General features: G+C 68.8%; 21 protein-coding genes. 14 read left to right on the top strand and 7 right to left on the bottom strand.

All coding sequences use genetic code 11. The features are described from left to right. Positions 1–25 precede the first annotated feature (25 nt). Entirely contained in the window at positions 26–805 is a 780-nt protein-coding gene (locus ITJ61_RS11470; RefSeq protein ID WP_194686234.1) for an L-threonylcarbamoyladenylate synthase, read from the bottom strand. 145 nt (positions 806–950) lie between these two features. On the opposite strand from ITJ61_RS11470, the gene ITJ61_RS11465 reads away from it, so the two are divergent. Continuing rightward, a complete protein-coding gene (locus ITJ61_RS11465; RefSeq protein WP_194686233.1) occupies positions 951–1901 on the top strand; it encodes a hypothetical protein in 951 nt (316 codons plus the stop codon). On the opposite strand, the gene ITJ61_RS11460 is transcribed toward ITJ61_RS11465, so the two are convergent. After that, the gene (locus tag ITJ61_RS11460) at positions 1837–3111 is read right to left on the bottom strand and encodes an MFS transporter (protein WP_194686232.1); all 1275 of its coding nucleotides are present in this window, start codon (positions 3109–3111) and stop codon (positions 1837–1839) included. The genes ITJ61_RS11465 and ITJ61_RS11460 overlap by 65 nt on opposite strands. A gap of 23 nt (positions 3112–3134) precedes the next feature. Between ITJ61_RS11460 and ITJ61_RS11455 the strand changes: the two genes are divergently transcribed. Together ITJ61_RS11455 and ITJ61_RS11450 are read left to right on the top strand one after the other, a co-directional pair. Continuing rightward, positions 3135–3722: a TetR/AcrR family transcriptional regulator gene (locus tag ITJ61_RS11455; protein ID WP_104239738.1), complete on the top strand. Its 588-nt coding sequence runs from the start codon at positions 3135–3137 to the stop codon at positions 3720–3722. A gap of 96 nt (positions 3723–3818) precedes the next feature. Next, a complete protein-coding gene (locus ITJ61_RS11450) occupies positions 3819–4229 on the top strand; it encodes an META domain-containing protein (RefSeq protein ID WP_181062843.1) in 411 nt (136 codons plus the stop codon). 16 nt (positions 4230–4245) lie between these two features. On the opposite strand, the gene ITJ61_RS11445 is transcribed toward ITJ61_RS11450, so the two are convergent. Continuing rightward, positions 4246–5100, bottom strand: a complete 855-nt coding sequence (locus ITJ61_RS11445; protein ID WP_194686231.1) for a hypothetical protein — start codon at positions 5098–5100, stop codon at positions 4246–4248. A 193-nt stretch (positions 5101–5293) separates the two neighbouring features. Beyond that, positions 5294–10696, bottom strand: coding sequence for a fibronectin type III domain-containing protein (locus ITJ61_RS11440; protein WP_194686230.1), 5403 nt, complete (start codon positions 10694–10696; stop codon positions 5294–5296). 240 nt (positions 10697–10936) lie between these two features. On the opposite strand from ITJ61_RS11440, the gene ITJ61_RS11435 reads away from it, so the two are divergent. Beyond that, the gene (locus tag ITJ61_RS11435; protein WP_194686735.1) at positions 10937–12025 is read left to right on the top strand and encodes a substrate-binding domain-containing protein; all 1089 of its coding nucleotides are present in this window, start codon (positions 10937–10939) and stop codon (positions 12023–12025) included. Between the two features lie 3 nt (positions 12026–12028). On the opposite strand, the gene ITJ61_RS11430 is transcribed toward ITJ61_RS11435, so the two are convergent. Then, a complete protein-coding gene (locus ITJ61_RS11430; RefSeq protein WP_194686229.1) occupies positions 12029–12580 on the bottom strand; it encodes a methylated-DNA--[protein]-cysteine S-methyltransferase in 552 nt (183 codons plus the stop codon). Positions 12581–12768: 188 nt separating this feature from the next. Here ITJ61_RS11430 and ITJ61_RS11425 point away from each other — a divergent pair, with 188 nt between their 5' ends. The 3 genes from ITJ61_RS11425 to ITJ61_RS11415 all read left to right on the top strand — a co-directional run bounded on the left by ITJ61_RS11425 (position 12769) and on the right by ITJ61_RS11415 (position 17002). Then, entirely contained in the window at positions 12769–14940 is a 2172-nt protein-coding gene (locus ITJ61_RS11425; RefSeq protein WP_104239742.1) for an ATP-dependent Clp protease ATP-binding subunit, read from the top strand. Between the two features lie 234 nt (positions 14941–15174). Beyond that, positions 15175–15702: a hypothetical protein gene (locus ITJ61_RS11420; protein WP_194686228.1), complete on the top strand. Its 528-nt coding sequence runs from the start codon at positions 15175–15177 to the stop codon at positions 15700–15702. Between the two features lie 103 nt (positions 15703–15805). Further along, entirely contained in the window at positions 15806–17002 is a 1197-nt protein-coding gene (locus ITJ61_RS11415; RefSeq protein ID WP_194686227.1) for a hypothetical protein, read from the top strand. Positions 17003–17570: 568 nt separating this feature from the next. Here ITJ61_RS11415 and ITJ61_RS11410 read toward each other — a convergent pair. Together ITJ61_RS11410 and ITJ61_RS11405 are read right to left on the bottom strand one after the other, a co-directional pair. Further along, on the bottom strand, positions 17571–18680 hold the full coding sequence (locus ITJ61_RS11410; RefSeq protein WP_104239745.1) for an alcohol dehydrogenase catalytic domain-containing protein: 1110 nt from the start codon (positions 18678–18680) through the stop codon (positions 17571–17573). Between the two features lie 55 nt (positions 18681–18735). After that, positions 18736–19902 carry an acyl-CoA dehydrogenase family protein gene (locus tag ITJ61_RS11405; protein ID WP_104239746.1) on the bottom strand — a complete coding sequence of 389 codons (1167 nt, stop codon included), beginning with the start codon at positions 19900–19902 and terminating at the stop codon, positions 18736–18738. A 214-nt stretch (positions 19903–20116) separates the two neighbouring features. Here ITJ61_RS11405 and ITJ61_RS11400 point away from each other — a divergent pair, with 214 nt between their 5' ends. From ITJ61_RS11400 to ITJ61_RS11370, 7 genes are all read left to right on the top strand, one after another. Beyond that, positions 20117–20935, top strand: a complete 819-nt coding sequence (locus ITJ61_RS11400) for an N-acyl homoserine lactonase family protein (RefSeq protein WP_323744345.1) — start codon at positions 20117–20119, stop codon at positions 20933–20935. Next, on the top strand, positions 20932–21381 hold the full coding sequence (locus ITJ61_RS11395; protein WP_104239748.1) for a zinc ribbon domain-containing protein: 450 nt from the start codon (positions 20932–20934) through the stop codon (positions 21379–21381). The genes ITJ61_RS11400 and ITJ61_RS11395 overlap by 4 nt, the downstream gene beginning before the upstream one ends. Beyond that, the gene (locus ITJ61_RS11390) at positions 21378–22508 is read left to right on the top strand and encodes a zinc-binding dehydrogenase (RefSeq protein WP_104342593.1); all 1131 of its coding nucleotides are present in this window, start codon (positions 21378–21380) and stop codon (positions 22506–22508) included. The genes ITJ61_RS11395 and ITJ61_RS11390 overlap by 4 nt, the downstream gene beginning before the upstream one ends. Positions 22509–22599: 91 nt before the next feature. Continuing rightward, complete coding sequence (locus ITJ61_RS11385; RefSeq protein WP_104300999.1) at positions 22600–24045, top strand: aldehyde dehydrogenase family protein; 1446 nt, start codon at positions 22600–22602, stop codon at positions 24043–24045. A gap of 8 nt (positions 24046–24053) precedes the next feature. Next, the gene (locus ITJ61_RS11380; protein ID WP_104305648.1) at positions 24054–24584 is read left to right on the top strand and encodes a MaoC family dehydratase; all 531 of its coding nucleotides are present in this window, start codon (positions 24054–24056) and stop codon (positions 24582–24584) included. Next, positions 24581–25420 (top strand): HpcH/HpaI aldolase/citrate lyase family protein, encoded by an 840-nt coding sequence (locus ITJ61_RS11375; RefSeq protein WP_194686226.1) that lies wholly within the window; start codon positions 24581–24583, stop codon positions 25418–25420. Before ITJ61_RS11380 ends, ITJ61_RS11375 begins: the two co-directional genes overlap by 4 nt. Beyond that, entirely contained in the window at positions 25417–26568 is a 1152-nt protein-coding gene (locus tag ITJ61_RS11370; RefSeq protein ID WP_194686225.1) for a CaiB/BaiF CoA transferase family protein, read from the top strand. Before ITJ61_RS11375 ends, ITJ61_RS11370 begins: the two co-directional genes overlap by 4 nt.

Here is a 26568-nt window from a genome sequence, read left to right as displayed (position 1 = left end):
GCTCAGCCCCCGGTGCGAGCCGGAATCAGTAGTACTCGCCCTGGCGGAAGTCCCAGCTGTTGAACGACTCAGCGAGGATCGCCATGATGCGGTTGATGTCGAGGCCCTTGCGGATCACGACGGGAGCCGGCGAGATGGAACGCTGGCCGCCCTGCTCGGGGATGAGCGTTCCGTCGGCGTCGACCATCGAGATCATGACGCCCTGCTCGTGGCGCGTCTCCGTGGTGGCCTCAGGCTGGATGGATGCGACGTAGTCGTTCGCCTCGATGATGAGGTCGGCGCGGTCGTGGATGCGCTCGCCGATGCCCTCGACGAGTCCACGGTTGCCCTTGCCGGACGGGTTCGCGGAACTCGCGAACGCGAAGCGTCCGTGCTTCTCGTACAGCTCCTTCGCGAGCTTCTCGCCGGGGATGCCGAACTTGATGACGAAGCAGCTCGTGCCGCGCCCGTCCATCATGAGCTCCTTCGTGCCGTCGTCGGGAAGGGCCGCGACGGCCTCTTCCTTCCACGGGAGGATGCAGCCGAGGAGGATGTCGTCGTTCCAGTGGCGCTCGTAGAACGCGTCGATCTCCGGCGTGAGCTGCGCGAGCTCGCGCAGCTGCTCGAGGGAACCGCACAGCACGACGCCAGGCTTGTTGCGGTTGCGCTCCTTCGCCTCGAACTTCCGCTCGAGTCCCTCCTTGTCGGAGGTCATGATGATGTAGCCGACCTTCGTCGGGACGACGACGAGTCCGCCGTCTCCCGTGAGGATCTCGACGGCTTCTGGCTGCACGTCGCCGTTCCACGCGATCAATTTGCTGTCCATAGCTGCGTTTCTCTCGAAATTGGTGCTCGGGCTCGTCGAGCCGGAGTGAACTGTCGCGTCCGCTTGGGTCGCGTCGAGGATCGATCCTACTTGGTGTTGGCCCGCAGCCAGGGTCGCGCACCCGCTCGCCCGTAGGGTTGAGGGCATGGAGACTCCTCAGCAGGGCCCAGAAGGCGACGCACCCTCCGAGGTGGAACCCGAGGCGCTGGTCGTCGCAACGGCCCCGCGGCCGACGACGCCTGAGGAGGTCTCCCAAGTGCTGGAGCGCTTCGTGCGCGAGGTGATGCCGCCGATCTTCGACGCGGACAACACCATGGACGTGCGGGGCCTTGACCTGGCGCGTGTCACCGCGCATCCGCTCGCGGGAGACCTCCTCGGCATCGACATCGATCTCACGGGCGTCGAGGTCACCTTCGACGCCACGGTCGAGGAGGCGCCGCCGCTCCCGGAGTTCCCCGAGTTCGGCACCGAGGTCGCAAGGACCGACGCCCGCGTCGCCGAGGTGCGGGTGCGGGGCCTCCCGGTTCGCATCCAGGGCGCCGAAGTCGAGGCGTCGATCACTGCCGCCGGTGTGCACGCCGACTGGGCGGAGGATGATCGCGGGCAGCTCGCGCTGGCGTTGAAGCAGGGCACGGCGGGTGGTGAGGCCGCGACGGTCTTCCCCGTCGACACGCTGCTGATCGACGTCTCCGCGAGGCAGCGGGAGGTGGTGGATGCGCTCGTGTCCATCGTCACGGAGTCGGGGGAGAGCCAGGGCATCCACGTGTCCGATGTCGATCTCGAGCTCACGCAGGCCGGTCCCCGAGGTGCGCACCTGCACGCGTCCGGCAAGGTCCGGCGGGGCTTCCTGCGCGCGAGTCTGCTGTTCACGACGGAGGCGCAGCTCGGCGACGACCTGAAGCTGCAGCTCATCAACCCGCGCCTCACGAGCCGCAACCCGCTCATCGGCCTGCTGCTGCTGGCGGTCCGCAGTCAGATCCGCGAGGAGCTGAAGGACCCGATCGATCTCCGTGACCTGCAGCTCGATCCGCTCAAGCTGGCGGATGCGCAGTTCGAGGTCGGTGAGCGGCTGCGTCTGCGCCTGCAGTACGACTGACCTGCGTGGGAGGCGCGTCCGAGGCGCGCGCCGGTGAGCTCGCTGCCGGTTGCTTCGAGGCGGCGAGGATGCCGATCACCACGAGCAGGGCGGATGCGATGAAGCTGCCCGGGATGCCCACGAGCTCGATGGCCTGCCCGACAAGTGCCGAGCCGAGCGCCTGGCCGAGGACGAGGACAACGAACAGCAGCGCCGTCCCTGCCGGCGCGCGGGTGGGATCGAGTCGCGTCGTCCACCAGATGAGCACGCCGGTGCCGGCCGTGTACCCCCAGCCGAAGGCGATGCAGGCGGCGAAGGCGAGTGGCCACACCCCCGCGGAGGTGCCGAGCAGGACCGTCGCCGCGGCGACGGGCAGGCTGGTCATGAGCCAGGCCCGTCGAGAGGTCAGCTTCTGGAGTCTGCCGGCTGAGGCGATGACCGCCGCTCCTCCCACACCGAGCGCGATCCAGGCCCCGGCGGAGAGTTCCTGGCTTGCGCCTGCGTCGACGAGCGCGGTGCGCCCGAACGTCCAGACGGCGGCTGAGCCTGCGCCGAGGAAGAGCGCCGCGGCGATGACGGGCAGGTGCTGGCGAAACCACGATCGCGGCGGAACGGGGGCGAGGCGGGGCGCAGCATCCGGTCGCGCGGTGGTGGCGGTGGTTCCTCGCCAGGTCGAGGCGATGACCAAGCCGCCGGCCACGATGCTGGCCCCCGCGGCGAGCGTCCAGGCGAGTCGCCAGTCGGGCAGCAGGACGAGCGCCAGGAGGCCTGCTGCGACGAGGCCGGGGCCGGTGCCCGCGTTGACGACGCCCTGCATCCGTCCCACGTGCTCCTTCTTGACTGTCCTGTGCAGCAGCTCCACCAGGGCGGGTGACACGAAACCGGCTCCGCTCGACGCGAGGATCGCCGAGGCCGCGAAGACGCCTCCGTCAGCGGCGAGGGCCATGCCGAGCGCGCCGCCGGCAGCGGTCACGGTCGCGAGGGCCGCGAAGAGGTGCGGGGCGCGGGCCGCCAGCAGGAAGCTGGCGAGCGCGGCTGCGCAGTAGGCGGCGGAGGCGCCGCTCGAGATGAGTCCGGCGGCGGATGCGCTCAGTGAGAGCTCCGCTTGGACATCGGGGAGGAAGAGTCCGTAGGCGAGGCGGACGAGCCCGTAGGTGGCTGCGATCAGGGCGGTCCCCGAGGCGACCAGCAGGAGTGGGCGGCGATCCCGTAACGAAAACGATCGTTTCATGTTTACGACTCTAGAGTGTTGGCATGGCAATCCGCTCCAGGACCGAGACCAAGCTGCTCGACGCCGCGGACGAGCTGTTCTTCACGGCAGGCATCCACGCGACGCCGATCGACGCCGTCCTCGAGCGCGCGGGAGTCTCGGCGGCCACGCTCTATCGCGGATACGCCAGCAAGGAGGCCCTCGTCGCGGCGGCCCTCGAGCGCCGACACCGTGCCTGGATCGAGCTGTGGGATGCGGAGATCGCCAAGCATCGCGATGACGAGCAGCAGCTGCTCGCCGTCTTCGATGCCCTGGACGCGTTTCGGCAGCAGCCTCTCGGCTCTCGCTGGTGCGCCTTCCTCGGGGCTTCCGCCGAGTACGCCGACGCTCCCGCCGAGGTCCGTGCCGCGGTGCAGACCGACACCGAGTCGCTGCGGTCGCGGCTCACGCACCTCGCGAGCCCGTTCGACGAGTCAGCGTCCCTCGCTGAGGAGCTGCTGCTGCTCGTCACGGGCTACCTCGCGATGCGTCTCCGCGATGAGCGGTACTCGACGGCCACGGCACGGCGGATGGCGTCGGGCCTCATCCGGGCCGCCACGACCGAACCCGACTCGAGGCGCGACTCGGCGTAGCGGCTGAGGCTCAGCCGGCCTGGTCTGCAGCGCGTGGTCTTCGTAGGGTGATGGTGAGCGGATGCTCGACGAGCACTCGACCACACCGGAGGTATCTTGCAGCACACGTCCCGCCGCACCCGAGTGGCTTTGTCGTCGCTTGCCCTCGTCGTTCTCGCTCTTGCAGCCTGCACGGCACCGACGCTCTCGCAGGAGGAGCTGATCGGCACCTGGGTCGTGAGCCAGTCGCCAGCCGACGTCCCTGCGGAGTTCGGCTCGGCGACGATCGAGTTCACCGACGAGCACGCCTTCGCCGGAGCTGGCTGCAACGGTGCATCCGGCCCGTACTCCGTGGTTGGGAACCGGATCCGAATCGACTTCTGGGCCGCGTCCGAGGTCGGCTGCGATCCGAATCTCCACGAAGTGGAGGACCTGCTCTACAGCGGCTTCACTGGCTTGTCTGTCGATGGTGAGGAGATCGTCATGCCGACGTCTGCTGGAGAAGCTCGCTTCATTCGCGAGGGCTGAACCCCGGGTGCGGACGTCAGGCGGCCCCCTCGCGCGACCGCACCTCATCCAGCGCGAGGGCGATCTGCTCGACTCTGCCGAGAACCGTGGGCCCGATCCAGAGCAGGATCGGCACTGATGCGAATGACGCCAGGCGGGGGAACTGCTCGCCGCCCGAGAGGACGAGCTCGGCGGCGGCAGCGGTGAAGAAGGCTATCGTCGTGCCGGCTGCGATGGGTAGGAGCAGTGGGGTGACCGTGCGTCGTTGATCGATCGCCTCCTGCAGCTCATCGATCCTCGCGATGTTGATGCGGATGCGATCATTCGCGGGGTTGATCGATTGCTCCAGGAGCCTGCGCGAGCTCCGGTCAAGTGGCGTGTCTCGGTGAGCCATGAGCAGCCAGGCGAGGAGCAGTGCGAGGCAGAGGGCCGCTGACCCGGTCACGCCGAGGAGCACTGCCCCGAGAGTCGTCTGCCACGGTTCGGGGGCCTCGGTGAGCGTCACGGTCAACCACACGCCCGCGACCGCGCCGACGACTCCAGCGACCACCAGGGTGCGGATGCGTGCCGGCGGCAGCTGAGCGGGGAGATGCTGCACGGCGGCCCGCCAGCCGAGCTTCGCGACGGACGTCTCAGCGATGTCCACTTCGTGGATCTCCCCCGGGCCGAGGGCCGTCAGGACGCCGGGCCCAGCCTTGGCCATCCTGGCGTCGCCCCAGCGAAGCCCGAGAAATGCGGCAAGCACGAGGACGAGCGGGAGACCAGCGATGGCGATGAAGATCACCCAGCCGGTCGGGAGGCCGAGCAGCGCAGCGGCGGTCACGAGGCCGATGAGCAGGAGAGCGCTCGCGAGGACTGCGAGCGCTCTCTTGCGGTTGCGGTTCTTTGGCATCGAGGCCCCCGTTGTCGCGTCGCGTCGCGTTTCGGCAGGCGCTGCCGGCTTCTGGGTCGACGACGACGCTATCGAACGGGCGCGGCCGGGAACTGGGTGGTGCCCTCGGTGAGCGCTTCGGCCGCGGGCCCGGCGAACGCCGCCGAGCGGGCGCCGCGTTCGTGTCCGACGCGGAGCCCACTCGGGCGTGCAGCTACTTCGTGACCGACACCTCGTGGGTTGTGCTCACGGTGGTGCCTGCGGCGTTGATGAACTCGACCGTGTAGGCGTACTGCCCCGGCGCCTTGCCCTCGACCTGCAGCGTCGCCTTCTGGGCGGCGGGGCTCGCCGCGGTGAGTTCGCCGGTGCCGACCTCGACGCCGTTCTCGAGGAAGCGGTAGGCGGTGGCGTTCGTACCCCACCAGAGGTTCGCCGTCACGGTGTAGGTGCCGTCGCCGTCCCAGTTGTCCGAGGAGAGGGACGGGGCGCCGGGGGAGGCGTTCGTCACCGTCACCGTGAGCGACTCCGTTGCGGTCGTTCCCTTCGAGTTCACCAGCTCGCCGGTGAAGACGTAGGTTCCGTTCGCCAGGCCGGCGATGTCGACGACGGCTGACTGTGCCGCTGGCGAGTTCGTGCTGAGCGGTGTCGTGCTGACCAGCTGGCCGTCCTGGTAGAGCCGGAAGATGGAGCCGTTCTCGCCCCACCACAGATTCATCGTCAGCTGGAACTCGCCGTCACGGAGACCGGTGTTCCAGCCGTCGTTGGAGGAGAGCACTCCCTTTCCCGGCGCCTTCGTCGCGCCGTCGTCCGTCGGCGCCTCCGGCAGCGTCACGGGTGCGGTCGCCGCCGAGCGAGGACCCTCGCCGGAGGCGTTGACGCCGGTCACCTCGTAGGAGTGGGTCGAACCTGGAGCGAGTCCGGTGACGGTGCAGCTCGTCTCGGTCGCTGCACAGACCGGTTCCGATTCCCCTGCCTCGTAGACGCGGTAGCCCGCGAAGCCCGCACCGGGGTTGGCGAGGTCATCCCAGGAGACGGCGATGGAGGTGTCGCCCTCCTGCGTCGCGACGGCGTTCTGCGGAGTCCCCGGCAGCGTCTCGTCGGCGACGGCCAGCCAGGAGATGACCGGCTTCTCGCCGCCTGCGCCCTCGTTGGTCACGAGGTAGTCGACCGTCGCCGCCTCCGAGAGCGTGAAGGTCAGGCCGGCGGAGAGCTTGGGTGTTGAACCGGAGAGGGGGATGCTTCCCTTCGCGAGTTCCGTGCCGTTGACCGACACGGTCTGGTACATGGTCCTGCTGAGGTTCCACCACTCGGTGAAGCCGCCGGTCAGCGTGTAGGTGCCAGCCTCGAGAGGGAGCCGGTAGCTCAGCTTGGTGGTGTCCTGGTAGAGCCCGGTCGAGTACTTGTCCTTGATATCGGTCCCGGTCTTCAGCTTCATGCCGTCAGAGAGGTGCCCCCATTGCGTGGCGGATGTGGAGACCTGGTCGACCTTGTCGTTGCGCAGTCCATCGACGGCGGCTGACACTGCCGCGTACTGGGGCGAGGCGGCGCCGTCCGTTCCGGCGTCGATGAAGTACACGATCCCGGGTGGCACGATCTCGAACTGCGCGACGACCGGTGCGTCGCTCTCGTCGAGGCGTCCGTTGGCCGTGATCGTCTCGTATTCGGTGCGGGGCTGCTCGTGGGCTGCAGGCTCCCACGTGACGGCACGTTCGGTGTCTGCGACCTTCACCGTGCTCGGGAGTGGATCGTCGGTGTCGAGCACGCCCTGCACGCCGAGGTCGCGTGGCAGCGTCTGCACGTAGACGAGTGCGAGTCGTGCGTTGTAGCCGCTCGTTCCATTGGTGCCGAACTCCAGTTGGACGACGGCTTCCTCGTCGAGCGTGAGCGTCTGCGCGATCGGCGTCGCCGACCCTGTCGAGGTCGCCGTCTTCGAGACGGTCTCGCCGTTCGCCGTGAGCTTCGCGGAGAGGTTCGTCGTGAGTCCCGCACGGGGTGCCTGAACTCCGACGATGTTGTAGGAACCGGCGGGGAGGGTCAGGTGGTAGGTGACCGGCTTGTTGAAATCGGCGCCGATATAGGAGGAACCCCAATCCTGCGGTGTTCCGCTCGCGAGCGTGGTCGCCGCGGTCGAGTACCCCCACGTGCTGCCCGGGGCGGTGCCGTCCCACTTCTGGTCGGCGGTCTCGTTGCGGAGCTCAGGCGAGACGCCTGCCGCGGCCGCGTGGGCCGATCCTGCCTCCGAACCGCTCGAGCCGGAGTCGATGAAGTAGTCGAGATCGGCGGGGACGACGAGCACCGTCGCCGAGAAGCGCTGGTAGACGCCGGCCTCGGTCTTCTCCGAGGTGCGCCCACTGGCGGCGAAGCTCGCGAGTTCGCCGGTGGTCGCGGCGCTGGCGTTCGACGCGGCGGTCCAGATGACCTCTTCCTCGGTGCCCGAGAGGAGGAGTGTGCCGGGCAGGGCACGTTGGGCGGTCGTGATGGCCACGGAGCCGAGGTCCGTCACGTCGGCGCTCACATCCTTGGGGGTGAGCGCGTCTGCCGCGGAGTCGAGACGCCGTTCGAGCGCTGTGGCGCCCTCGACGTCGAGTCCGTAGCCGACCGGGTCGGCGATCGCGGTCTGCGCGGCCGTCCGTGCGGCAGCGAACGGGGCCCACGACTGGGGGCCGTAGTCTGCCTCGACGAGCTGCGCGACGGCGGAGACGGCTTCGGTGAGTGCTCCCGTGTCGACGCGCGCGGAGTCGGCGACCGCACTAATCGTGGCGACCGAGTCGACGTTGAGTGCGCTGTCGTTGGCGGTCCTAATGACCACCGTGTGGGCCCCGTTCGCGAGCCCGCGGAGCGTGAAGGTCGTTCGGGCGCTGCCTGCGCTCCACGTTGGAGCTGCGAGCGCGACGGGGATCCCGTCCACCTCGACATCGAGCGTCGCGGTGCCGGGGTTGGCGCCGATGATGTCCAAGCCCGTTCCGGTGAAGGAGTAGCTCAGTGCGGCTCCCTTGGCCGTGCTCTTGGATGCGGTTCGCTGCCACTCGAACATGCCCTGTCCGTTGACGTGGCTCCAGTTGGCGTCGAACTCGAGCACCGGGGTCGACGTGTTCGACCAGCTGCTCTGGTGCATCCCGTCGATGATCTGCGTGTAGTAGGGCGTGTACCCGGGCAGCGTCTGGATCCGCAGGTTGTCGAACTGCACGAAGTTGAAGCTGGACCCGAGTTGGATGCGCCCCGCGGCCTGCGGCGCGGTATCCGTGTGCGACGCGATCTGCACGCCGTTGATCGAGGCAGTGGAGGTGTCGCCTGCGACGGTCACGGCGATGCTGTTCCAGACGCCGGCACCAGCATTGAACGCGACCTCCGCGTTGCCTGCCACGGTGCCGCTCGCGAGCGTCGCGCCGTAGCGGCTGAAGGTCCACGCGCCGGTGGGCTCGACCTTGAGCTCGGCCGCCGAGACGTTCTGCCCGTTCGCCGTGCCACCCTGCTCCCTGGCGCCGATGGTCGCGTACTGCGCTCCCGCCGCCTCGAAGAGCACGTCGGTCGAGACGGTGTAGTTCGCCCACCGGGCGTCGCCGATCGTCGTCTTGGGGTCGCCGCTGTTCCACGCGCCGCCGGCCATGCCGGGGCCGACCTGCTGCCTGAGCACCCGGCCGTGCGTCGCATCGGATGTGGCAACCGACTCGAATGCGCCGTTGGTGTCGTTGGTGTAGCGCGGGGTCACGCCCTGGTCCTCCGGCTGCAGCGCTGGGGTTCCGCTCGGCTTCTGCTTGGCGCCGCGGCTGTCCAGGAACGACGCTCCGGAATCGACCAGCGCTCCGGTGGCAGGGTCGTAGCCGCTGATGTTGCCTGCGCCGGCGTACTCGAAGTCGTCGGCGTACAGGACCTCGTCATCGGTGACACCGTTCTGGGCGCCGGTCGGGTCGGTGTCGAGAACGTCGCGGCCCCCGTCCTGGTCGGTGTATTCGGGGGATGTCGGCAGCGAGCTGGCGTAGCCGTCCCTGGGCGCGAGGCTGCCGTCGGCTGCTGCTGTCGCCTGGTCGAGCGTCGTGAGGGTCAACGACGACCAGGGCTTGACCTCGACGGTGTAGAGCCCGTCCCCATCCGGCGAGATCTCGCCGATGGGGGTGAGGTAGTTGTCGTTGTAGGCCTGGCCGTCGTCCGCGGCGCGCGTCTCCCAGAGCTCGGCCGTGCGGTCGGCCCCGAGCTCCATGTCCTTGGCCGTGATGCGGTACGTCTTCGTGAAGCTGCTGTCGTTGATGATGACGGTCGAGAAGTCACTGGCGTCGGGTGCCGCCAGGGTCGTGAAGGATGCGCCACCGAGGCGGGCACCGCTCGGCGGATTGCCCTTCCCCAGCTCGCTGTCGGACGCCTGGGGGATCGCCCGCCAGATTCCCGCCGTGTTGTCGTCGTTCTCCCAGCCGAGCTTCGCGAACTTCGTGAACTGCTCGATCATCGCGAGGCCGCCGTCGTAGTACAGCCAGCCGGACCACGGGTCGCGCGCGCTCACGAGCTCCTTGGAGGAGTACTGGAACCCGTCGTAGAACGAGCCGATCGCGGGCTGGAAGATGTTGAGGGTGCGTCGGGACTCGTCGAATCCGGTCGTGACCCAGTTGCCCATCTCGAGGGCGCTGTTCGGGCCGCCGAATTCGGTGCCCGTTCCGCCCCGTTCGTCGCTGTTGGTGTTGTTCGGCCGGTCGGCCGAGTTGGAGAACGTGGACTGGCCCTCCGAGTTCCAGACCTCCTTGTCCAGCTCCTCTGCAACCTTCTTGAGGTTGCCCGCGTTGTCGTCGGCGCTCGAGTAGTGGAAGCCCACGATGTCGACGGCGTCACGCAGCGAGGAGTCGCTCGGGGACGTCATCTGGTTGCCGAAGGACACCGGCGGAGTCCCGACCGTGTCGGCGGCGACCGTCTCGATGGATCGGTAGAGGTCCCGTTCCTGGTCCGAGGCGAAGCCGCTGTTCGGGTCGCCCGCACTCGCGCTCTCGTAGCCCTTGTCGTCGCCGCGGAGCCAGCCGGAGAAGTCCTTGTAGAGCTGGACCTCGGGGTTGCTCGTCTCGTTGGCGTCCGGGTTGATCGAGTCGACCATGATGCCGTATTCGCGGTACGCGGCGAGCACGGTGTTCTTGAACCAGATGTACTGGGCGGCGTGCGTGGTGGCCCAGGCCGGCCGATTCCAGCGCAGGATGCTGACGTGCACGTCGCCGTGCGCGACGAGCTGCGCGTCGGCCGCGAGCTGGAAGCCGGGCTCGCGCTGCACGTTCGGGTACTCGTCACGAGTGCGCATCGTGGCTGCGTTCGGCCCGGTGGAGGTGTTGCGGTCGTTGCCCATCTCGATCTTGATGGTGTTCATGATCGGGCGGTCGCCCCCGAACAGCGTCTCGATCAGCTCCCAGTACTTCTCCGGATGCTGCGCCTTGTAGTCGAGGAGCAGAGCGCTCGTCGAGTTGGCGGTGAGCACGCCGAAGCCCTTGAACGTGAGGCCGTTGACGTTCTCTGCGGCTGCCGCGACATCTGCGCCGTCCACGGTCACCGAGACGGGATCCGATCCCGCGGCCTGCGCGGACGTGGGGGCGACGAGAACCGGCGCGATCATCGCCACCGCCGTGGCCGCGATGAATGCCAGACTCATCCGCCGCCTGCGGACCCTGCTCGTGCTCGTGACTCGACCGAGCCGATGGTCCTGAGGCATGTGCGCTCTCCGTTCTGTGCGCTGTCCGCGCGGGCTCGTTCGTTGAGTGCGCGGCGGGCACGACTGTGTGCTTCCGAGCTGATCTTGAAGTGGGGTCGGCGAAAAGGCCAGCAAAGCGAACAGAACCGTTCATGCTCGACGCGATGCGAACATGTCTGTACGCTCGGATCCGTGGACGACATGCCGCCGTTCGGTCTCCTGCGTCGAGAGCGGATCCTCAACGAGCTGCGGCGGGCAGGATCCGTCCGCGTCGCCGCGCTCGCGCGGCAGCTCGAGGTGTCCGAGCTCACGATCCGCCGCGACATCACGCACCTCTCCGATCGCGGTCTCCTGACCAGAGTCCACGGCGGCGCGACCCTGCGGAGCCGCCTCGACACCTCGGTGCCATCGGTCGCCGCACAGGCGACCGCGATTCGCTTCAGGGTCGGCATGGTCACCCCGTCGCTGAGCTACTACTGGCCCCAGGTGATCGTCGGCGCACGGGCCGCGGCCACGGACCTCGGCGTGCAGCTCGTGCTCAGGGGTGCCAGCTACTCCGTCGATGATCAGCGCAGGCAGATCTCCTCCCTCGTCGAATCGGGCGGCCTCCACGGCATCATCGCCGCACCGGAGACGGGCGGTGCAGACGGACGGGCGCTGCTGCACTGGCTGGAGTCCCTCCCGGTGCCCGTCGTGCTCGCTGAGCGCCACGCCTCCTCCGTCGCCGCGCTCACGAGCCTCGAATGGGTCACCACGGACCACGTCTTCGGCGGCTCCCTCGCCGCCGACCACCTCGCAGTGCTCGGGCACCGCCGGGTCGGCATCCTCACCTCGACCGGCTCCCCGACCTCCGCGCAGCTCCGGCAGGGGTGGAGCGGTGCCGTCACGGAGCTCGGCCTCGAATCGGTGGTCGACGTCGACGCGAACCTCGACGAGATGGACGGGCTGTCGCGGGAGGCGTTCATCGCTCGAGTGCTCGATGATTGCCGCCGGGCATCTGCGACGGCCCTGCTCATCCACTCCGACCCTCAAGCGGTGCTCGTGCAGCAGTACGCCCGCGATCACGGCTGGTCGATCCCCGACGACCTTGCCGTCGTCGCCTACGACGACGAGGTGGCGCAGAACGCCGAGCCGCCCATCACGGCGCTGCGTCCTCCCAAGCAGCACATCGGGCGGCTGGCCGTCGAGACGATGGTGTCGCGCCTCGAGGAGGGTCCCCGTCGACCGGTGCAGCGCACGCGTGTCCTCCCCGTGCTGCACGCTCGGAGCTCCACCGCGGCGCGCTCCTGACCGTCAGCCGCGCATCCCCGTCGCGCGTTCGTGGTCGATGAGCGCCTGCCGGACGGCGATGTCGTCAGCGTGCCCCGCGAGCTTGCCGCTGGCTTGGACGATGCGGTGCACGGGCACGAAGAGGCCCACGAGGCAGGCGCCGCACGCGCTCGCGGCGGCGCGGGCGGCGCGTGGATGCCCGGCGATGGTCGCGACGTCGCCGTAGCTCGCGAGGGTGCCGGGTTCGACGAGCCTGGCCGCCCTCCACATGGCGCGGCGCAGCTCGGTGCCGTCCTGGTGGACGTCGATGGCGTCGAGGAGAGACGGGTCGCCGTCATCGAAGGCTCGGACGGCGGCGAGTGCGGCGTCGGCGTCATCGAGCTCCTGCACCTCGAGGAGCTCGGATCGGCGGCCGAAGACCGCGTAGGCGAGCGAGTTCGGGCTCCCGAATCCTGAGGCGCGCACGGCCTCCGACGGCCCGGCCTTGACGATCGAGAATCGCTCGCCGAGCAGCTCGACGCTGCCGACGCGGAGTGCGTTGACGTCGAGCGGCGACTCTTCGGGTGCTTCTGGCATAACAGGAACTCTGCCACGTTAGGAGAAGTCCTGGTCAGAGGCGGTGCGGAGGCGTCGAGGTTGCGCTGGGAGTTGGCTGAGCCACCCAGCTTTGGGTGGTGTTATTCCGTCTCGGAATCTAAACTTGAGCCATTCCGACTCAACTTTTGATCCATCTGGGTCGGAAGCAACTTTGACGAAGGAGCCCCATGGCAAACATGCAAGGCGCTCAGGCACCAGACGAAGAGGCCAAGAGCGCACTCGAACAGTACGGAATCAACCTCACCGACATCGCCCGCTCGGGCAAGCTCGACCCGGTCATCGGCCGCGACTCCGAGATCCGACGCGTCAGCCAGGTGCTGACCCGGCGCACCAAGAACAACCCAGTGCTCATCGGCGAACCCGGCGTCGGGAAGACCTCGGTCGTCGAGGGCCTCGCCCAGCGCATCGTCGCCGGCGACGTCGCCGAATCCCTCAAGGACAAGGAGCTCGTCAGCCTCGACATGTCGGCGCTCATCGCGGGCGCCAAGTACCGCGGCGACTTCGAGGAGCGGCTCAAGGCCGTCCTCAAGGAGATCACCGAATCCGACGGGCGCATCATCACGTTCATCGACGAGCTCCACACCCTCATGGGTGCTGGGGGCGGAGAGTCGAGCATCTCGGCAGCGAACATGCTGAAGCCCATGCTCGCTCGTGGCGAGCTGCGCCTCATCGGCGCGACGACACTCGACGAGTACCGCCAGTTCATCGAATCGGATGCGGCGCTCGAGCGACGCTTCCAGCAGGTGTTCGTCGGTGAGCCAAGCGTCGAGGACTCGATCGCGATCCTCCGCGGTCTGAAGGAGCGGTACGAAGCGCACCACAAGGTGTCGATCGCCGACCAGGCGCTCGTCGCCGCAGCCGCGCTCTCGAACCGCTACATCACGGGCCGGAAGCTGCCAGACAAGGCGATCGACCTCATCGACGAGGCGGCCTCGCGCCTGCGGATGGAGATCGACTCCTCGCCGGTCGAGGTCGACACCCTCCAGCGGCAGGTCGACCGTCTCCGCCTCGAGGAGCTCGCGCTCAAGAAGGAGCACGACGACGCCTCGCGGCAGCGCCTCGCCACGCTCCGTGCCGACCTCGACACGAAGAACGCGCGCCTCGGCGAGCTGAAGGAGCGCTGGAGCATCGAGCGGGCATCCCTCAACCGCATCGGCGAGCTCCGCGAGGAGCTCGACAACATCCGCGTGCGCGCCGACCGTGCGCAGCGCGAGGGCAACCTCGAGCTCGCCTCCCGGCTGCTCTACGGGGAGCTCCCCGGCATCCAGAAGCAGCTGCACGAGGCTGAGGCCACGGAAGGCGGCGGGCCCAAGCTCGTCAACGACCACGTCACCGCCGAGGACATCGCGGGGGTTGTGGCCGCGTGGACCGGCATCCCCGTGGGCAGGCTGCTGCAAGGCGAGATGGAGAAGCTCCTCCACCTCGAGGCCGAACTCGGCAAGCGACTCGTCGGGCAGGAGAAGGCCGTGGCGACGGTCGCGGATGCGATCCGCCGCACGCGCGCGGGCATCGCGGACCCCGACCGCCCCACGGGCTCCTTCCTCTTCCTGGGTCCCACCGGAGTCGGGAAGACGGAGCTCGCGCGAGCGCTCGCCGAGCTGCTCTTCGACGACGAGAAGGCCATGATCCGCATCGACATGTCCGAGTACGGGGAGAAGCACTCCGTCGCCCGGCTCGTCGGCGCCCCTCCCGGGTACGTCGGCTACGAGCAGGGCGGGCAGCTCACCGAGGCCGTCAGACGCAGGCCGTACTCGGTCGTGCTGTTCGACGAGGTCGAGAAGGCGCATCCCGAGGTCTTCGACATCCTCCTGCAGGTGCTCGACGACGGGCGCCTCACCGACGGCCAGGGACGCACGGTCGACTTCCGCAACGTCATCCTGATCCTCACCTCGAACCTCGGCTCGCAGTACCTCATCGACCCGCTCCTCACCCCCGAGGATCGGGAGGAGAGCGTCATGGCGGCCGTCCGGCACTCGTTCAAGCCGGAGTTCGTGAACCGACTCGACGACATCGTCGTGTTCAGCGCCCTCTCGCAGGATGAGCTGGCGCAGATCGTGGCGCTGTACATCGAGCGGCTGCAGCGCAGGCTCGGCGAGCGTCGCCTCACGATCAAGGTCGACGACGACGCCAGGGCCTGGCTCGCTGAGCGAGGCTACGACCCCATCTACGGGGCCAGGCCGCTGCGTCGGCTCATGCAGCGCGAGATCGACGACCGCCTCGCGAGGGCACTCCTTGCGGGCACGGTCCGCGACGGCGACACGATCTCCGTCGTCGTGGCGAGCGACGGCGAGTCTCTCAACGTGCAGTCCACCACGCCGCACTCCGCGGCCATCGAGTAGGGCGCTGGCGCCTGGCGCCTGCGTTGGCGCCAGTATCAGTGCCGGCGCCGGCGCCGATGACAGAAGAGTGAGCCAAATGCAGGTTCCAGTTCGCTGGAGCCTGCATCTGGCTCACTCTTGCGCCGGGTGAGCGCCGAGTGAGGCGGCAGGGAGACGCAGTCGGGAGGTCTCTGGTGGGTAACTCGGGCGCGTCGCTCGCCGCGCGCATCCGCAACCGCGCTTATCTTGAGCGGCATGGAGCACCTGCGCTGGATACTGCCACTCATCGCCGCGCCCGTCGTCGCCGTGCTCGGCATCGTCGGCGTCATCGCCCTCTCGCTGCGACGGCTCACGTCCACGCCCGTCGCGAGCGACGACGTCATGGTGCTGTTCGGGCGCGACGCCTACCAGTTCTTCCTTGGCACGCTCGTGCCGCTTGTCCTCCTCGCGTTCATCGTCGGTCTCATCGCCTACGCCGTGTACGCCGTCGGCACCACGTTCGGGTGGATCGCACTGCGCGAGACGCCGCTTTTCGCGACCTGGACGCTGCCGCTGCTCTTCTCACCGGCCATCGCCGTCGTTGCTTTCTTCGTCGTCGCCTTCATGCCGTTCGTGGCAGGACCGAGCGAGGCGCTCGTGCCCGTCGTGAGTGCACTCGGCGCCTTCCTCGTCTGCCTCGCGGTCGCGGGCGCGCTGTGGTTCCGCGGTACCCTCGGAGCCCGCGCCAGCAGGCGCGCCGTCGCCGATGCGACCGCGACCGGCGAGGTGGGCGTCACCGCCTGACCCTCGTCCTCGATCCCGCACTCGGGCGGTGCGTTCGCTTCTGCGGCCGGGCGGGGGAGGACTGACCTGGCCGAACGTCGGTGGATCGTCGTACGTTGGCGTCATGACGACGAAACGGGGCTCGCAGGTCGGCCGCTTCATCTGGCTCGGGCTGCTCGTCGCCCTGGTCGCATTCGGGCTCGGTGCTGCACCCCAGTCGCTCGAACGGCTCCACGCAGCGCAATCGGCGGACGAGCTCGCGTTCAGCTTCTCCACACTCGCGTACTTCCTGCTCCTCCCTGCCGCGCTGCTCGCCCTGGTGATCCTGTCGACGTACGTCGTCCGAGTCGACCTCTTGCGCGCCGTCGAACGACGCTGGGCGGCGCGAAATCACGGCGATGGCGGCGACGCCGAGCGGTGGAAGCGGCGTGGGCGCTGGCTCGTACCGCTGCTCGTCCTCGGGGCCGTGTTCGTGCTCATCGCGGCCATCGTCTCCCCGGTGCTCTCCGGGTTCGATGGGGCTCCCTCGTCGGACGACGAGGTCGGCCGCTCCTTCACAGGACTCGGCCTCTCGCTGCTCTTCTGGGCGTGCATGCTCTTCGCTGTCCTCCTCCTCTTCGGTCTGGGCCGCGCGGCGCTCCGAGGGGCCGCCGTGAATCGCCGTGAGAGCAGGCACCGCCGCGGCAAGTACACGAGCCGAGAGCGCGAGCGGCTCGACGCGCAGCGTTACTCCCACGACCGGCTCACGGCTGCGCTTCGCTTCCGGGATGAGCTGCTCGAGCAGCGCATCCCGCAGACCGTCGAAGTGTGGGACTTCCGCGCCTCACCCGACGAGGTGTTCTTCCAGGATGCGCCAGCGACCTACGCCCGCTACTACGGGCGAGACGTCAGCTACTCCACCAACTCCGGCTTCTTCTTCGGCAGCCCGGCCTTCGTCGCGGCCGGGCTTGCAGTGAATGCGCTCGGCAACGCATCCGCCCGGTCGAGCGCTGAGCGAGAAGCCGCGGAGCAGTGGCGCGAGTGGCAGACGGCCAGGGTCCTGGTCTCGAACCAGCGACTGATCTGCTTCGCGGGCGGGCGGTGGCTGTCGTTCTGGTACTCGGGGGTCGTCGCGAGCTACCCGTCGTTGCGCGAGCGGTCGTTGGTGCTGCAGTTCGAAGGGGCGGAGCCCTTGATGCTCGTCGGCGATCACGTGCCGGTCGCGATCATGATGGCGACGTACTCGATGCACGGGGTCCGTGGGCTCGCGGGGCACCCCGACCTCGTAGCCGCCGCGGAGGCTCTCCAGCCCGCGTCCGCGCCCGCGCCCGCGCCCGAGTGACGCGTAACCCCGCGGTCCGCCGTCCGGGCCCGCGTCCGCGTGACGCGTAACTCCTCGGGCCGCCGCCCGCCGCCCGCCGCCCGGCACCCGGCACCCGGCGCTCGCGTCCCCCTGAACGCCGAGAGCTGAGTTGTGGTCGTCAATCGTGTGGGTTGACGACCATAAGTCAGCTCTGCGTTTCGCGGGGGGCTGCGGCATCCGGGTTGGGGTCGCGCGGATTCCGTGGGTGCTGGAGGGCAGCGTGCTGTCCGAGGCCCGAGGCGCGGGGCGCGAGGTGGCCTGGAAGTCGAGGGCTGAGTTGTGGTCGTCAACCTTGAGGGTTGACGACCACAGGTCAGCTCTGCGTTTCGCGGGGGCCTGCGGCATCCGGGTTGGAGTCGCGCGGATTCCGTGGGTGCTGGAGCGCAGCGTGCTGTTCGAGGTCCCGAGGTCCGAGGCCCGAGGTGCGAGGCGCGAGGCGCGAGGTGGCCCGGAAGTCGAGAGCTGAGTTGTGGTCGTCAACCTTGAGGGTTGACGACCACAAGTCAGCTCTGGGGCTCGCCCCGGTCGGAGCCCGGCGGCGATCGGTCTACTCGTCGAAGATGATGACCTGTCGCACGGCCTGCCCGTCGGCGAGCTTGTCGAGGGAATCGTTGATCTCCGACAGCCGGATGCGTCCCGAGATGAGCTCCTCGACGGGCAGCTTCCCGTCGCGCCAGAGTTGCGCGTAGACGGGAATGTCGCGAGCCGGGACTGCTGATCCCAGGTAGGAGCCCACGATGGTCCGTGCTTCCCCGGTGAGCCCGAGCGGAGCGATCGATGAACGCGCATCCGGTGAGGGCAGGCCGACCGTGACCGTCGTGCCGCCGACGCCGGTAGCGGCGACTGCGGTCTCGAAGGCGCGAGGATGGCCAGCCGCTTCGATGACGATGGGGGCCTTCACGCCGTTCTCGGCGAGTTCCGCTGGCGTGTAGACCTCGCTCGCGCCAAGCTCCAGGGCTCGGGTGAGCTTCTCGGGGTTCGCGTCCACGCCGATGACCTTGCCCTTCTCCAGCGAGACGGCCGTGAGGAGCGCCGCCATCCCGACGCCGCCCAGGCCGACGATCATCACGGTGTCGCCGTCCTGCGGCTTGCCCGCGTTGATGACGGCGCCGCCACCGGTGAGCACCGCGCAGCCGAGCACGGCGGCGATCTCCGGGGGCACGTCGTGCCCGATGGGCACCACCGACTGGCGGTTGAGCACCGCGTGCGTCGCGAATCCGGAGACGCCGACGTGGTGGAAGATGTCCTTCCCGTCGCGGTGCAGCCGGAAATGCTCGCCGACCAGGTAGCCGGCGTTGTTGGCCACGCTGCCGGGGGTGCACGGCAGCTTCCCGTCGGTCTTGCAGTTGTCGCACTCACCGCAGCGGGGGAGGAAGACCGTCGTCACCTGCTCGCCGATCTCGAGGTCGGTGACGTTCGAACCCACCTTCTCCACGATCCCCGAAGCCTCATGGCCGAGCAGCATGGGCGTCGGCCGTACCCGGTTCCCGTCGACGACGGACAGGTCGGAGTGGCAGAGCCCTGCCGCCCTGATGCGGATCAGGACCTCGTCGGGTCCCGGATCGTCGAGTTCCAGCTCGACGACCTTCAACGGCTTCGACTCCGAGTACGGCCGCGGCAGGCCGATCTCCTCGAGAACTGCTCCCTGGATGTTCATGCTGACTCCTTCGTCGATACATGCGGTGGATGCTGCGGCCCGGGGTGGGCTCGGTTCAGTACGATTTCGGCAGCCCGAGCACCTTCGTGGCGACGAAGCTGCGGACCAGGTTGTTGTTGATGGGTGCGACGGAGAACATGCGAGTCTCCCGGAACTTGCGTTCGACGTCGTATTCGTCGACGAATCCGTAGCCGCCGTGCGTGTCGAGGCACATGTTTGCGGCCGCCCAGGACGCTTCGGAGCTGAGCAGCTTCGCCATGTTCGCCTCCGCGCCGGCGGGCTCCCCCGCATCGAAGCGCGCGGTCGCCTCGTCCCGCATGAGCTCGGCCGCGCGAACCTTCATGTAGGCGTCGGCGATGGGGAACTGGACGCCCTGGTTGGTGCCGATGGCGCGTCCGAACACGTGGCGGGATTTGGCGTAGGAGACGGCGCGCTCGATGAACCAGTAGCCGTCGCCGATGGCTTCGGAGGCGAGTAGGATGCGTTCGGCGTTCCAGCCGTCGAGCACGTGCCGGAAGCCGTTGCCGACTCGTCCGATGACCGCGTCGGCGGGCACGCGGACGCTTCGGTAGGTGACCTGGTTGGTGGCGTAGTTGAACATGGTGCGCACCGGGGTGACGAGCAGGGCATCCGGCTGCTGTGCGCGGATCTCGCGAAGGTCGAGCAGGAACAGCGTGAGGCCGTCCGTGGTTCCTTTCGGGGTCTCGGAGGTGCGGGTGAGCACGAGTGCGAGGTCGGACTCCTCGAACCGGCTCGTCCAGGTCTTGTGGCCGTCGATCACATAGCTGTCGCCGTCGGGCGTCGCGGTGGTCGTGATGGCGAGGGTGTCCGAGCCGGCGTCCTCGGTGATTGAGAACGCCTGGAGGCGGATGCTGCCGTCCGCGATGCCGGGGAGGTAGCGGTCCTTCTGCGCGTCGGTGCCGTGCCGCAGCAGTGCGGCCATCGTGTACATCTGCGCGTGGCAGGCGGCGGAGTGTCCTCCGGAGCGGTTGATCGCCTCCATGACTCCCGTGGCGGCGTCGATGCCGTAGCCGCCACCGCCGTACTCGCGGGGGATCATGACCGAGAGGAGGCCGGCGGCTCCCATGGCGTCCACGAATTCCTGCGGATAGCGGCGCTCGCGGTCGGTCTCACGCCAGTAGGTGTCGTCGAATTCGTCGCAGACCGCTTCAGTGCGCGCACGTAAGGCTGTTCTGTCGTCGCTGGCAGTCCGGCTTGTCACAGCGGCTCTCCTTCGATCAGGGGCGGCACTCGCGACAGGGCGACGGGCCGTCAAATATTTTTAGGATGTTCGCCAACATAGCAAGGCTGAGAGCGGGCTACAAGGTATTGACCCCTTGAATATATTCGCTTACGGTAATCGTGAAGCGCTCCTCACGCTCGCCACCTAGAGCCCGAGCGCCTTCCCCCGCTGGGCCAATCAAAGGAGATGGCAAGTGACGAACGACATCAAGCTCCACATCCTGGAGTCAGGAACCATGGAAGCCGACCTCACCTGGCTGCTGCTCAAGCCAGGCAGGGTCATCAAGACCCGCGACCACCGCCACGACGAACGCGCATGGGGTCAGGTGCCGACGCACGCCGTGCTCATCGACCACCCGGACGGGCGCATCCTGTGGGACACCGGCGTCCCACGCAACTGGGCTGAGCACTGGGCCCCGACCGGCTTCGACGAGTTCTTCCCCGTCATCGACGACCCACAGGCAGACACCGGCTACCTCGACTCCAGCCTCAAGCAGCTCGAGCTCACCCCGGACGACATCGACATCCTCGTGCTCTCGCACCTGCACTTCGACCATGCCGCCAACGCCAGGATGTTCGACAACGGCAAGACCCGCATCTTCACGAGCCAGGCCGAGCTCGACGGAGTCGCCACCATCACCGGGTACAACCAGGGCGCGCACATCCCCGACGACTTCAAGGGCCTCAACATCGGCGGCATCGCCGGTGACGACGAGATCCTGCCGGGCGTCAGCGTCATCCAGACGCCGGGCCACACGTGGGGAACCATGTCGCTCAAGGTCGACCTGCCCAACGACGGCACGAAGATCTTCACCTCTGACGCCGTCTACCTCGCCGACTCCTGGGGGCCGCCCGCGGTCGGCGCGGCCATCGTGTGGAACAACCTCGCGTGGCTCGAGTCGGTCGAGAAGCTCCGCCGCATCGCCCAGGAGACCGACGCCCAGGTGATCTTCGGCCACGACGAAGAGCAGAAGAAGGAGCTCACCTTCGCGCCGAACGGGTTCTACTCATGATCCTCTACGACTTCCGCTGCCAGGAAGGGCATCGCTTCGAGGCCGGCATCGAGTCGATGCTTGCCGACAACCCCGCCTGCCCCGGATGCGGGACGGCGACCAGCCGTGTCCCCTCCGCGGTGCGGATCGGGGGCGCCGCCGACGCAGGACCCAGCCGCGCCGAGATGCCGCACAGCTGGCAGGGCATCGATCGCGGCCGCCCCGAAGCGGTCGCCCACTGGCGCTCCAAGATCGAGAAGCGCGAGAAGCTCGAGGCCAAGTACCCGGAGCTCGCCGGTGATCGGCGCCCGATCCTCGCCCACGAGGGGATCTTCCAGGGACGCCCGCTGCGTGCGGGCGACGACATCGGCGCATCGGTCGCCTCCGCGACGGCCGCCGCAGCTCGCGTATCGGAATCGCCGGCCTCGACGGCGAGCACAACCACCAGGAGAGGGACCGGAGCATGACTGCGACAGCTTCCACGCACGCCCAGACCGACGCGCAGCAGGCGCACGGCACGACGACGATCCTCGACGACATCGACCGCACCGCGTCCCGGTCCTACGAGGTGCCCTCCCCCGTGCCGGGCGGGGTCGTGCTGTCCATGATCCGCGCCAACGTGTGCGGCTCCGATGTGCACATCCTGCACGGCAGCCACCCGCTGGTTCGACCCGGCTGCGTCATGGGACACGAGGGCGTCGGCCGAGTCGCCGCCCTCGGAGACGGCGTCACGACCGACTTCGCGGGGGAGCCGCTCGCCGTGGGAGACCGAGTCGTGGCCACGTACTTCCAGGCATGCCGCCGCTGTCCCGAGTGCAACAACGGGCACGGCAACATCTGCCGCAACGCCTACACGGGATGGTCGAAGCAGGCCGACGAGGCCCCGCACTTCTTCGGCACGTTCGGCACGCACTATGCGGTGGGCCCGAACCAGGCCGTGTACAAGGTGCCGGACGGCGTCACCTCGAAGGCTGCCTCCTCGGCCAACTGCGCCCTGTCGCAGGTCTACTACGGGTGCCTCCTCGGGGAGGTCTCCTACGGGGACAAGGTCGTCATCTTCGGCGCCGGCGGGCTCGGTGTCTGCGCCTCCGCCGTCGCCTCGGTGCTTGGGGCGGAGGTCTACGTGGCGGAGATGACGCCGAGTCGCCTCGAGAAGGTCAAGGACTTCGGCGCCCACCACACGATCGATCTCTCGCAGGCCGCTGACGGCGCGGCACGCGTGCAGCTCGTCCGCGACGCGACGGGCGGGGGCGGTGACGTCGTGATCGACCTCACCGGCGTGCCGTCCGCGTTCTCGGAGTCGGTGCGGTCGGCGAGATCCGGCGGCATCGTCGTCGAGATCGGCAACATCTCTCCGAACAAGTTCACGGACTTCGACCCTGGCCTCTTCACCCGGACCGGCGTGCAGATCCGCGCCGCCATCCGCTACCCGCTCGAGGTGCTCGGCAAGGCCGTGCGCTTCATCGAGGCGACGCCGCAGTTCCCGTGGGAGTCGCTCGTGGACGCCGACTACACCCTCGATCAGGTGCCAGAGGCCCTCGCCGCCGCAGAGGCGCGGCAGGTGACCCGCGCCGGCATCGTCATCGACGACTGATCACCGGCGACACCACGTCGACATCCGCCGACGACCAGCAGAGATTTTTGGCCAGCAGAGATTCCAGGCCAGCAGAGATTCCAGGAGAGACATGTCCCAATCAGTGCACACCGCGTCGGGAGCTGCCACGACGACGGCCTACATCGGCGGCGAGCGCGTAGCTTCCGAGCGCAGCTACGAGAACATCGACCCGGCGACAGGGGAGGTGCTCGGCCTCACCGCGCGATGCGATGCATCCCACGTGGATGCCGCGGTCGCAGCCGCACGGGCCGCGCAACCCGGATGGGCCGCCACCAAGCCGGAGGTGCGCGCCGACCTGCTGCAGGCGCTCGCGGCGGCCATCATCGCGAACCGCGAGGAGCTCACGCTGCTCGAATCGCAGGACACGGGCAAGCCGCTCACCCAGGCGCGAACGGATGCGACGGTCGCTGCTCGGTACTTCACCTTCTACGGCAGGGCCATCGACTCCTACTACGGCCTGTCCTTGCCCGTCGATCCGGCGTTCCACGTGTACACGCGGCGGGAGGCGCTCGGCGTCTGCGGCAGCGTCATCGCCTGGAACTACCCCATGCAGCTCTTCGGTCGGGCCGTCGCGCCCGCCCTGGCCACGGGCAACACCGTGGTGCTGAAGCCGGCCGACGAGACGCCCCGCACCGCGGTGCGCATCGCGGAGCTCGCGGTCGAGGTCGGCATCCCCGCCGGGGTGCTGAACATCGTCACCGGCATCGGGGTCGAGGTCGGTGCCGCGCTCGCCGAGCATCCGGGCATCGACCACATCGGCTTCGTCGGCTCGACTGCGGTCGGTACGTCGATCGCGACCGCGGCCGCGCAGAACGTGATCCCGGCGGTGCTCGAGCTCGGGGGAAAGAGCCCCCACGTCGTGTTCCCCGACGCCGACCTCGATGAGGCGACGATGTTCATCACGAAGGGCATCCTGCAGAACGCGGGTCAGACCTGCTCGGCGGGCTCACGACTCATCGTCCACGAGGATGTCGCCGACGAGCTTCTCGCGAAGCTGAAGACCTCCTTCGAGCGGGTGACCATCGGCCCGGGCTCCGACGACCGCGACCTCGGCCCGCTCGTGTCCGTCAAGCAGCAGGACCGGGTGCGCGGCCTCGTCGACGGCGCCGACGGCCGCGTCATCACCGGCGGGCACGTGCCAGACGGGCACGGGGCTGGCGCCTTCTTCGCCCCGACGCTCATCGCCGACGTCGACCCGAGCTCCGAGATCGCGCAGAAGGAGGTCTTCGGCCCCGTGCTGGTCGCCACGACCTTCGCCGACGAGGACGAGGCGGTCCGCATCGCCAACGGAACCGACTACGCGCTCATGGCGGCGATCTGGACCCGCGACATCTCCAGGGCACACCGCCTCGCCGCGCGCGTCGAGGCCGGGCAGGTATACGTCAACGCCTACGGGGCGGGCGGCGGCGTCGAGTACCCGTTCGGCGGCTTCAAGAAGTCCGGCTACGGCAGAGAGAAGGGCGTCGAGTCGCTCGACGCGTACACCGAGACCAAGACCGTCATCGTCAAACTGTAGGGAGCATCATGACGCAGATCGTCGAAGGATGGACGGGGCGGGTCTTCGAGGACTTCACCCCGGGAGACCTCTACTACCACCCGTTCTCCAAGACCGTCACCGAGGACGACAACATGACGTCGACCCTCATGACGCAGAACGTCGCGAAGGTGCACGTCGACGCGCGCCTCACGGAGAGCACCGAGTTCCGGCGCATCCTCGTGAACTCCTGCTTCACGCTCTCCCTCGTCACCGGGCAGTCGACGATCGATCTGTCCATGAACGTCTTCGCGAACCTCGGCTGGGACGAGGTCCGGCTCCCGCATCCGGTCTTCGTGGGAGACACGATCTCGTCGCGTTCCAAGGTGCTCTCGCTCCGGGAGTCGCGCTCGCGCCCCTCGGTCGGCATCGTCGAGGTCGCGACCGAGGGGTACAACCAGGAGGGCGTCGTCGTCATCAGCTTCCGACGCACGTTCATGGTCTCGAGACGCGGGTTCCTGCCCGTCTCCCCGACGCCACGCCCCGACGAGTCGTCGCTGCCCGACGCGGTCGAGCGATGAGCGCCCTCGCGGCAGCGCAGACGCTGCTCTTCGTCCCGGGGGATCGGCCCGACCGCTTCTCGAAGGCGCTGGATTCCGGGGCCAACCTGGTGATCCTCGACCTCGAGGATGCGGTCGCGGCCGACAACCGGGAACGGGCGCGGACCGCCATCCGCGATCTGCTGGCCACGGCCGCACCCGGTCGTGTGCTCGTGCGGGTCAACCCGGCGGACACGGGCGACAGCGCGGCCGACCTCGCGCTGCTGGAGGACGTGTCCGCCAGGTCGCCCGGCGCCCTCGCTGGCGTCGCCGTGCCGAAGGCCGAGTCGCGGGCCTACCTCCGGCAGGTGAGCGACGCCTCGGGTGGCGCGCCGCTCCTCGCGCTCGTCGAGACCGTGCGCGGCCTTTGCGTGGCGGAGACGCTCGTCACCCGCGGCCCGGGTGAGCCCGGGCTCGACGTGCGCCTCGCCTTCGGGGCGCTCGACTTCGCGGTCGATGCGGGCGGCGACGCGGACTCGCTGCTCGATGCGGCACGCGTCGAGCTGGTCCTCGTCTCGCGCCTCACCGGGGCACCAGCCCCAGTCGAATCCCCGAGCGCCAGCATCCGCGACGTCGCGGCCGTCGAGTCCGCCGCCAAGCACGCCGTCGCCCTCGGCTTCGGCGGCATGCTCGCCATCCACCCCGCCCAGCTGCCCGTCATCGCCTCGGCGTTCCGGCCGACCGACGCCCAGATCGACTGGGCCCGCCGCGTGGTCGGCGCAGGCTCCGGCGCCGTGCAGGTCGACGGGGCCATGGTCGACGCGCCCGTGCTGCGGCGAGCGCGGCGCATGCTCGCCGCCGTCGGGGAGGCATCGTGAACGGCAGGCCGCTCGACGGCATCACCGTTCTCAGCGTCGAGCAGGCGGTCGCCGCCCCCTTCGCGACGCGACAGCTCGCCGACCTCGGCGCCCGCGTTATCAAGATCGAGCGTGCAGGTGGCGACTTCGCGCGCCGCTACGACTCCACCGTGCACGGCACATCGAGCTTCTTCGCCTGGCTCAACCGCGGCAAGGAATCGGTCGTGCTCGACCTCAAGGACGAGGCGGATGCCGAGCTCTTCCGCAGCATCGCCGCGACCGCCGACGTCGTCGTGCAGAACCTCGCACCAGGCGCGCTCGACCGCCTCGGCCTCGGCTACGACGCACTCGCGGCAAGCAACCCCCGACTCATCTACGCCGAGATCTCCGGATACGGCACGGGCGGCAGCTACACGCGCAAGAAGGCCTACGACCTCCTCGTGCAGTGCGAAGCCGGTCTCCTCTCGGTGACCGGCACCCCGGAGCAGCCGTCGAAGGTCGGGGCCTCCGTCGCCGACATCGCGGCGGGCATGTACGTGTACTCCGGTGTGCTCGCCGCGCTCATCCAGCGCGGACGGACCGGCGTCGGCGACCGCATCGAGGTCTCCATGCTCGAGGCGCTCGGCGAATGGATGCAGCAGCCCTACCTGTTCGCCGAATACGGCGGCCGCCCGCCCCAGCGCCACGGTGCATCCCACGCCACCATCGCCCCGTACGGCCCGTTCGAAGCCTCCGACGGGACCGTGTTCATCGGCATCCAGAACGAGACGGAGTTCGCGGGCTTCTGCCGCGACGTCCTGGGGGCGGCGGAGCTCGCCGACGACCCGAGGTTCAGCCTCAACGAGCATCGGGTCGCGAACCGGGACGTGCTCAGCGAGCTCATCGGAGCGGCGATCGCCGAGACCCCGAGCGCTGAGGTGATCAGACGCCTCGACTCCCTGGCGATCGCCAACGCTCGCATGCGGACGATGGCGGAGTTCTCCGCGCATCCGCAGCTCGCGGAGCGAGACAGGTGGGTCGAGGTCGAGACCCCAGGCGGTTCAGCCCGCTCGCTCCTTCCCCCCGTGACGGCCGGCTCCTACCGGCCGGCGATGAAGCCCGTGCCGGACACGGGCGAGCACACCGAACGCGTCCGACGCGAATTCGCCGCCACCGAAGAACGGAACTGA

The sequence above is a fragment of the Pseudoclavibacter sp. VKM Ac-2888 genome, assembly GCF_015351285.1.
Taxonomy (GTDB): Bacteria; Actinomycetota; Actinomycetes; order Actinomycetales; family Microbacteriaceae; genus Pseudoclavibacter.
Note: the sequence above shows the minus strand (reverse complement) of the source record. Positions and strands in the feature narration are given on the sequence as shown.

Coding starts and splice junctions, on each gene's coding strand:
- ITJ61_RS11465 (WP_194686233.1), top strand. CDS start 951: ATGGAGACTCCTCAGCAGGGCCCAGAAGGCGACGCACCCTCCGAGGTG.
- ITJ61_RS11395 (WP_104239748.1), top strand. CDS start 20,932: ATGATCCTCTACGACTTCCGCTGCCAGGAAGGGCATCGCTTCGAGGCC.
- ITJ61_RS11460 (WP_194686232.1), bottom strand. CDS start 3,111: ATGAAACGATCGTTTTCGTTACGGGATCGCCGCCCACTCCTGCTGGTC.
- ITJ61_RS11390 (WP_104342593.1), top strand. CDS start 21,378: ATGACTGCGACAGCTTCCACGCACGCCCAGACCGACGCGCAGCAGGCG.
- ITJ61_RS11425 (WP_104239742.1), top strand. CDS start 12,769: ATGGCAAACATGCAAGGCGCTCAGGCACCAGACGAAGAGGCCAAGAGC.
- ITJ61_RS11455 (WP_104239738.1), top strand. CDS start 3,135: ATGGCAATCCGCTCCAGGACCGAGACCAAGCTGCTCGACGCCGCGGAC.
- ITJ61_RS11445 (WP_194686231.1), bottom strand. CDS start 5,100: ATGCCAAAGAACCGCAACCGCAAGAGAGCGCTCGCAGTCCTCGCGAGC.
- ITJ61_RS11440 (WP_194686230.1), bottom strand. CDS start 10,696: ATGAGTCTGGCATTCATCGCGGCCACGGCGGTGGCGATGATCGCGCCG.
- ITJ61_RS11380 (WP_104305648.1), top strand. CDS start 24,054: ATGACGCAGATCGTCGAAGGATGGACGGGGCGGGTCTTCGAGGACTTC.
- ITJ61_RS11470 (WP_194686234.1), bottom strand. CDS start 805: ATGGACAGCAAATTGATCGCGTGGAACGGCGACGTGCAGCCAGAAGCC.
- ITJ61_RS11385 (WP_104300999.1), top strand. CDS start 22,600: ATGTCCCAATCAGTGCACACCGCGTCGGGAGCTGCCACGACGACGGCC.
- ITJ61_RS11435 (WP_194686735.1), top strand. CDS start 10,937: ATGCCGCCGTTCGGTCTCCTGCGTCGAGAGCGGATCCTCAACGAGCTG.
- ITJ61_RS11415 (WP_194686227.1), top strand. CDS start 15,806: ATGACGACGAAACGGGGCTCGCAGGTCGGCCGCTTCATCTGGCTCGGG.
- ITJ61_RS11410 (WP_104239745.1), bottom strand. CDS start 18,680: ATGAACATCCAGGGAGCAGTTCTCGAGGAGATCGGCCTGCCGCGGCCG.
- ITJ61_RS11420 (WP_194686228.1), top strand. CDS start 15,175: ATGGAGCACCTGCGCTGGATACTGCCACTCATCGCCGCGCCCGTCGTC.
- ITJ61_RS11430 (WP_194686229.1), bottom strand. CDS start 12,580: ATGCCAGAAGCACCCGAAGAGTCGCCGCTCGACGTCAACGCACTCCGC.
- ITJ61_RS11375 (WP_194686226.1), top strand. CDS start 24,581: ATGAGCGCCCTCGCGGCAGCGCAGACGCTGCTCTTCGTCCCGGGGGAT.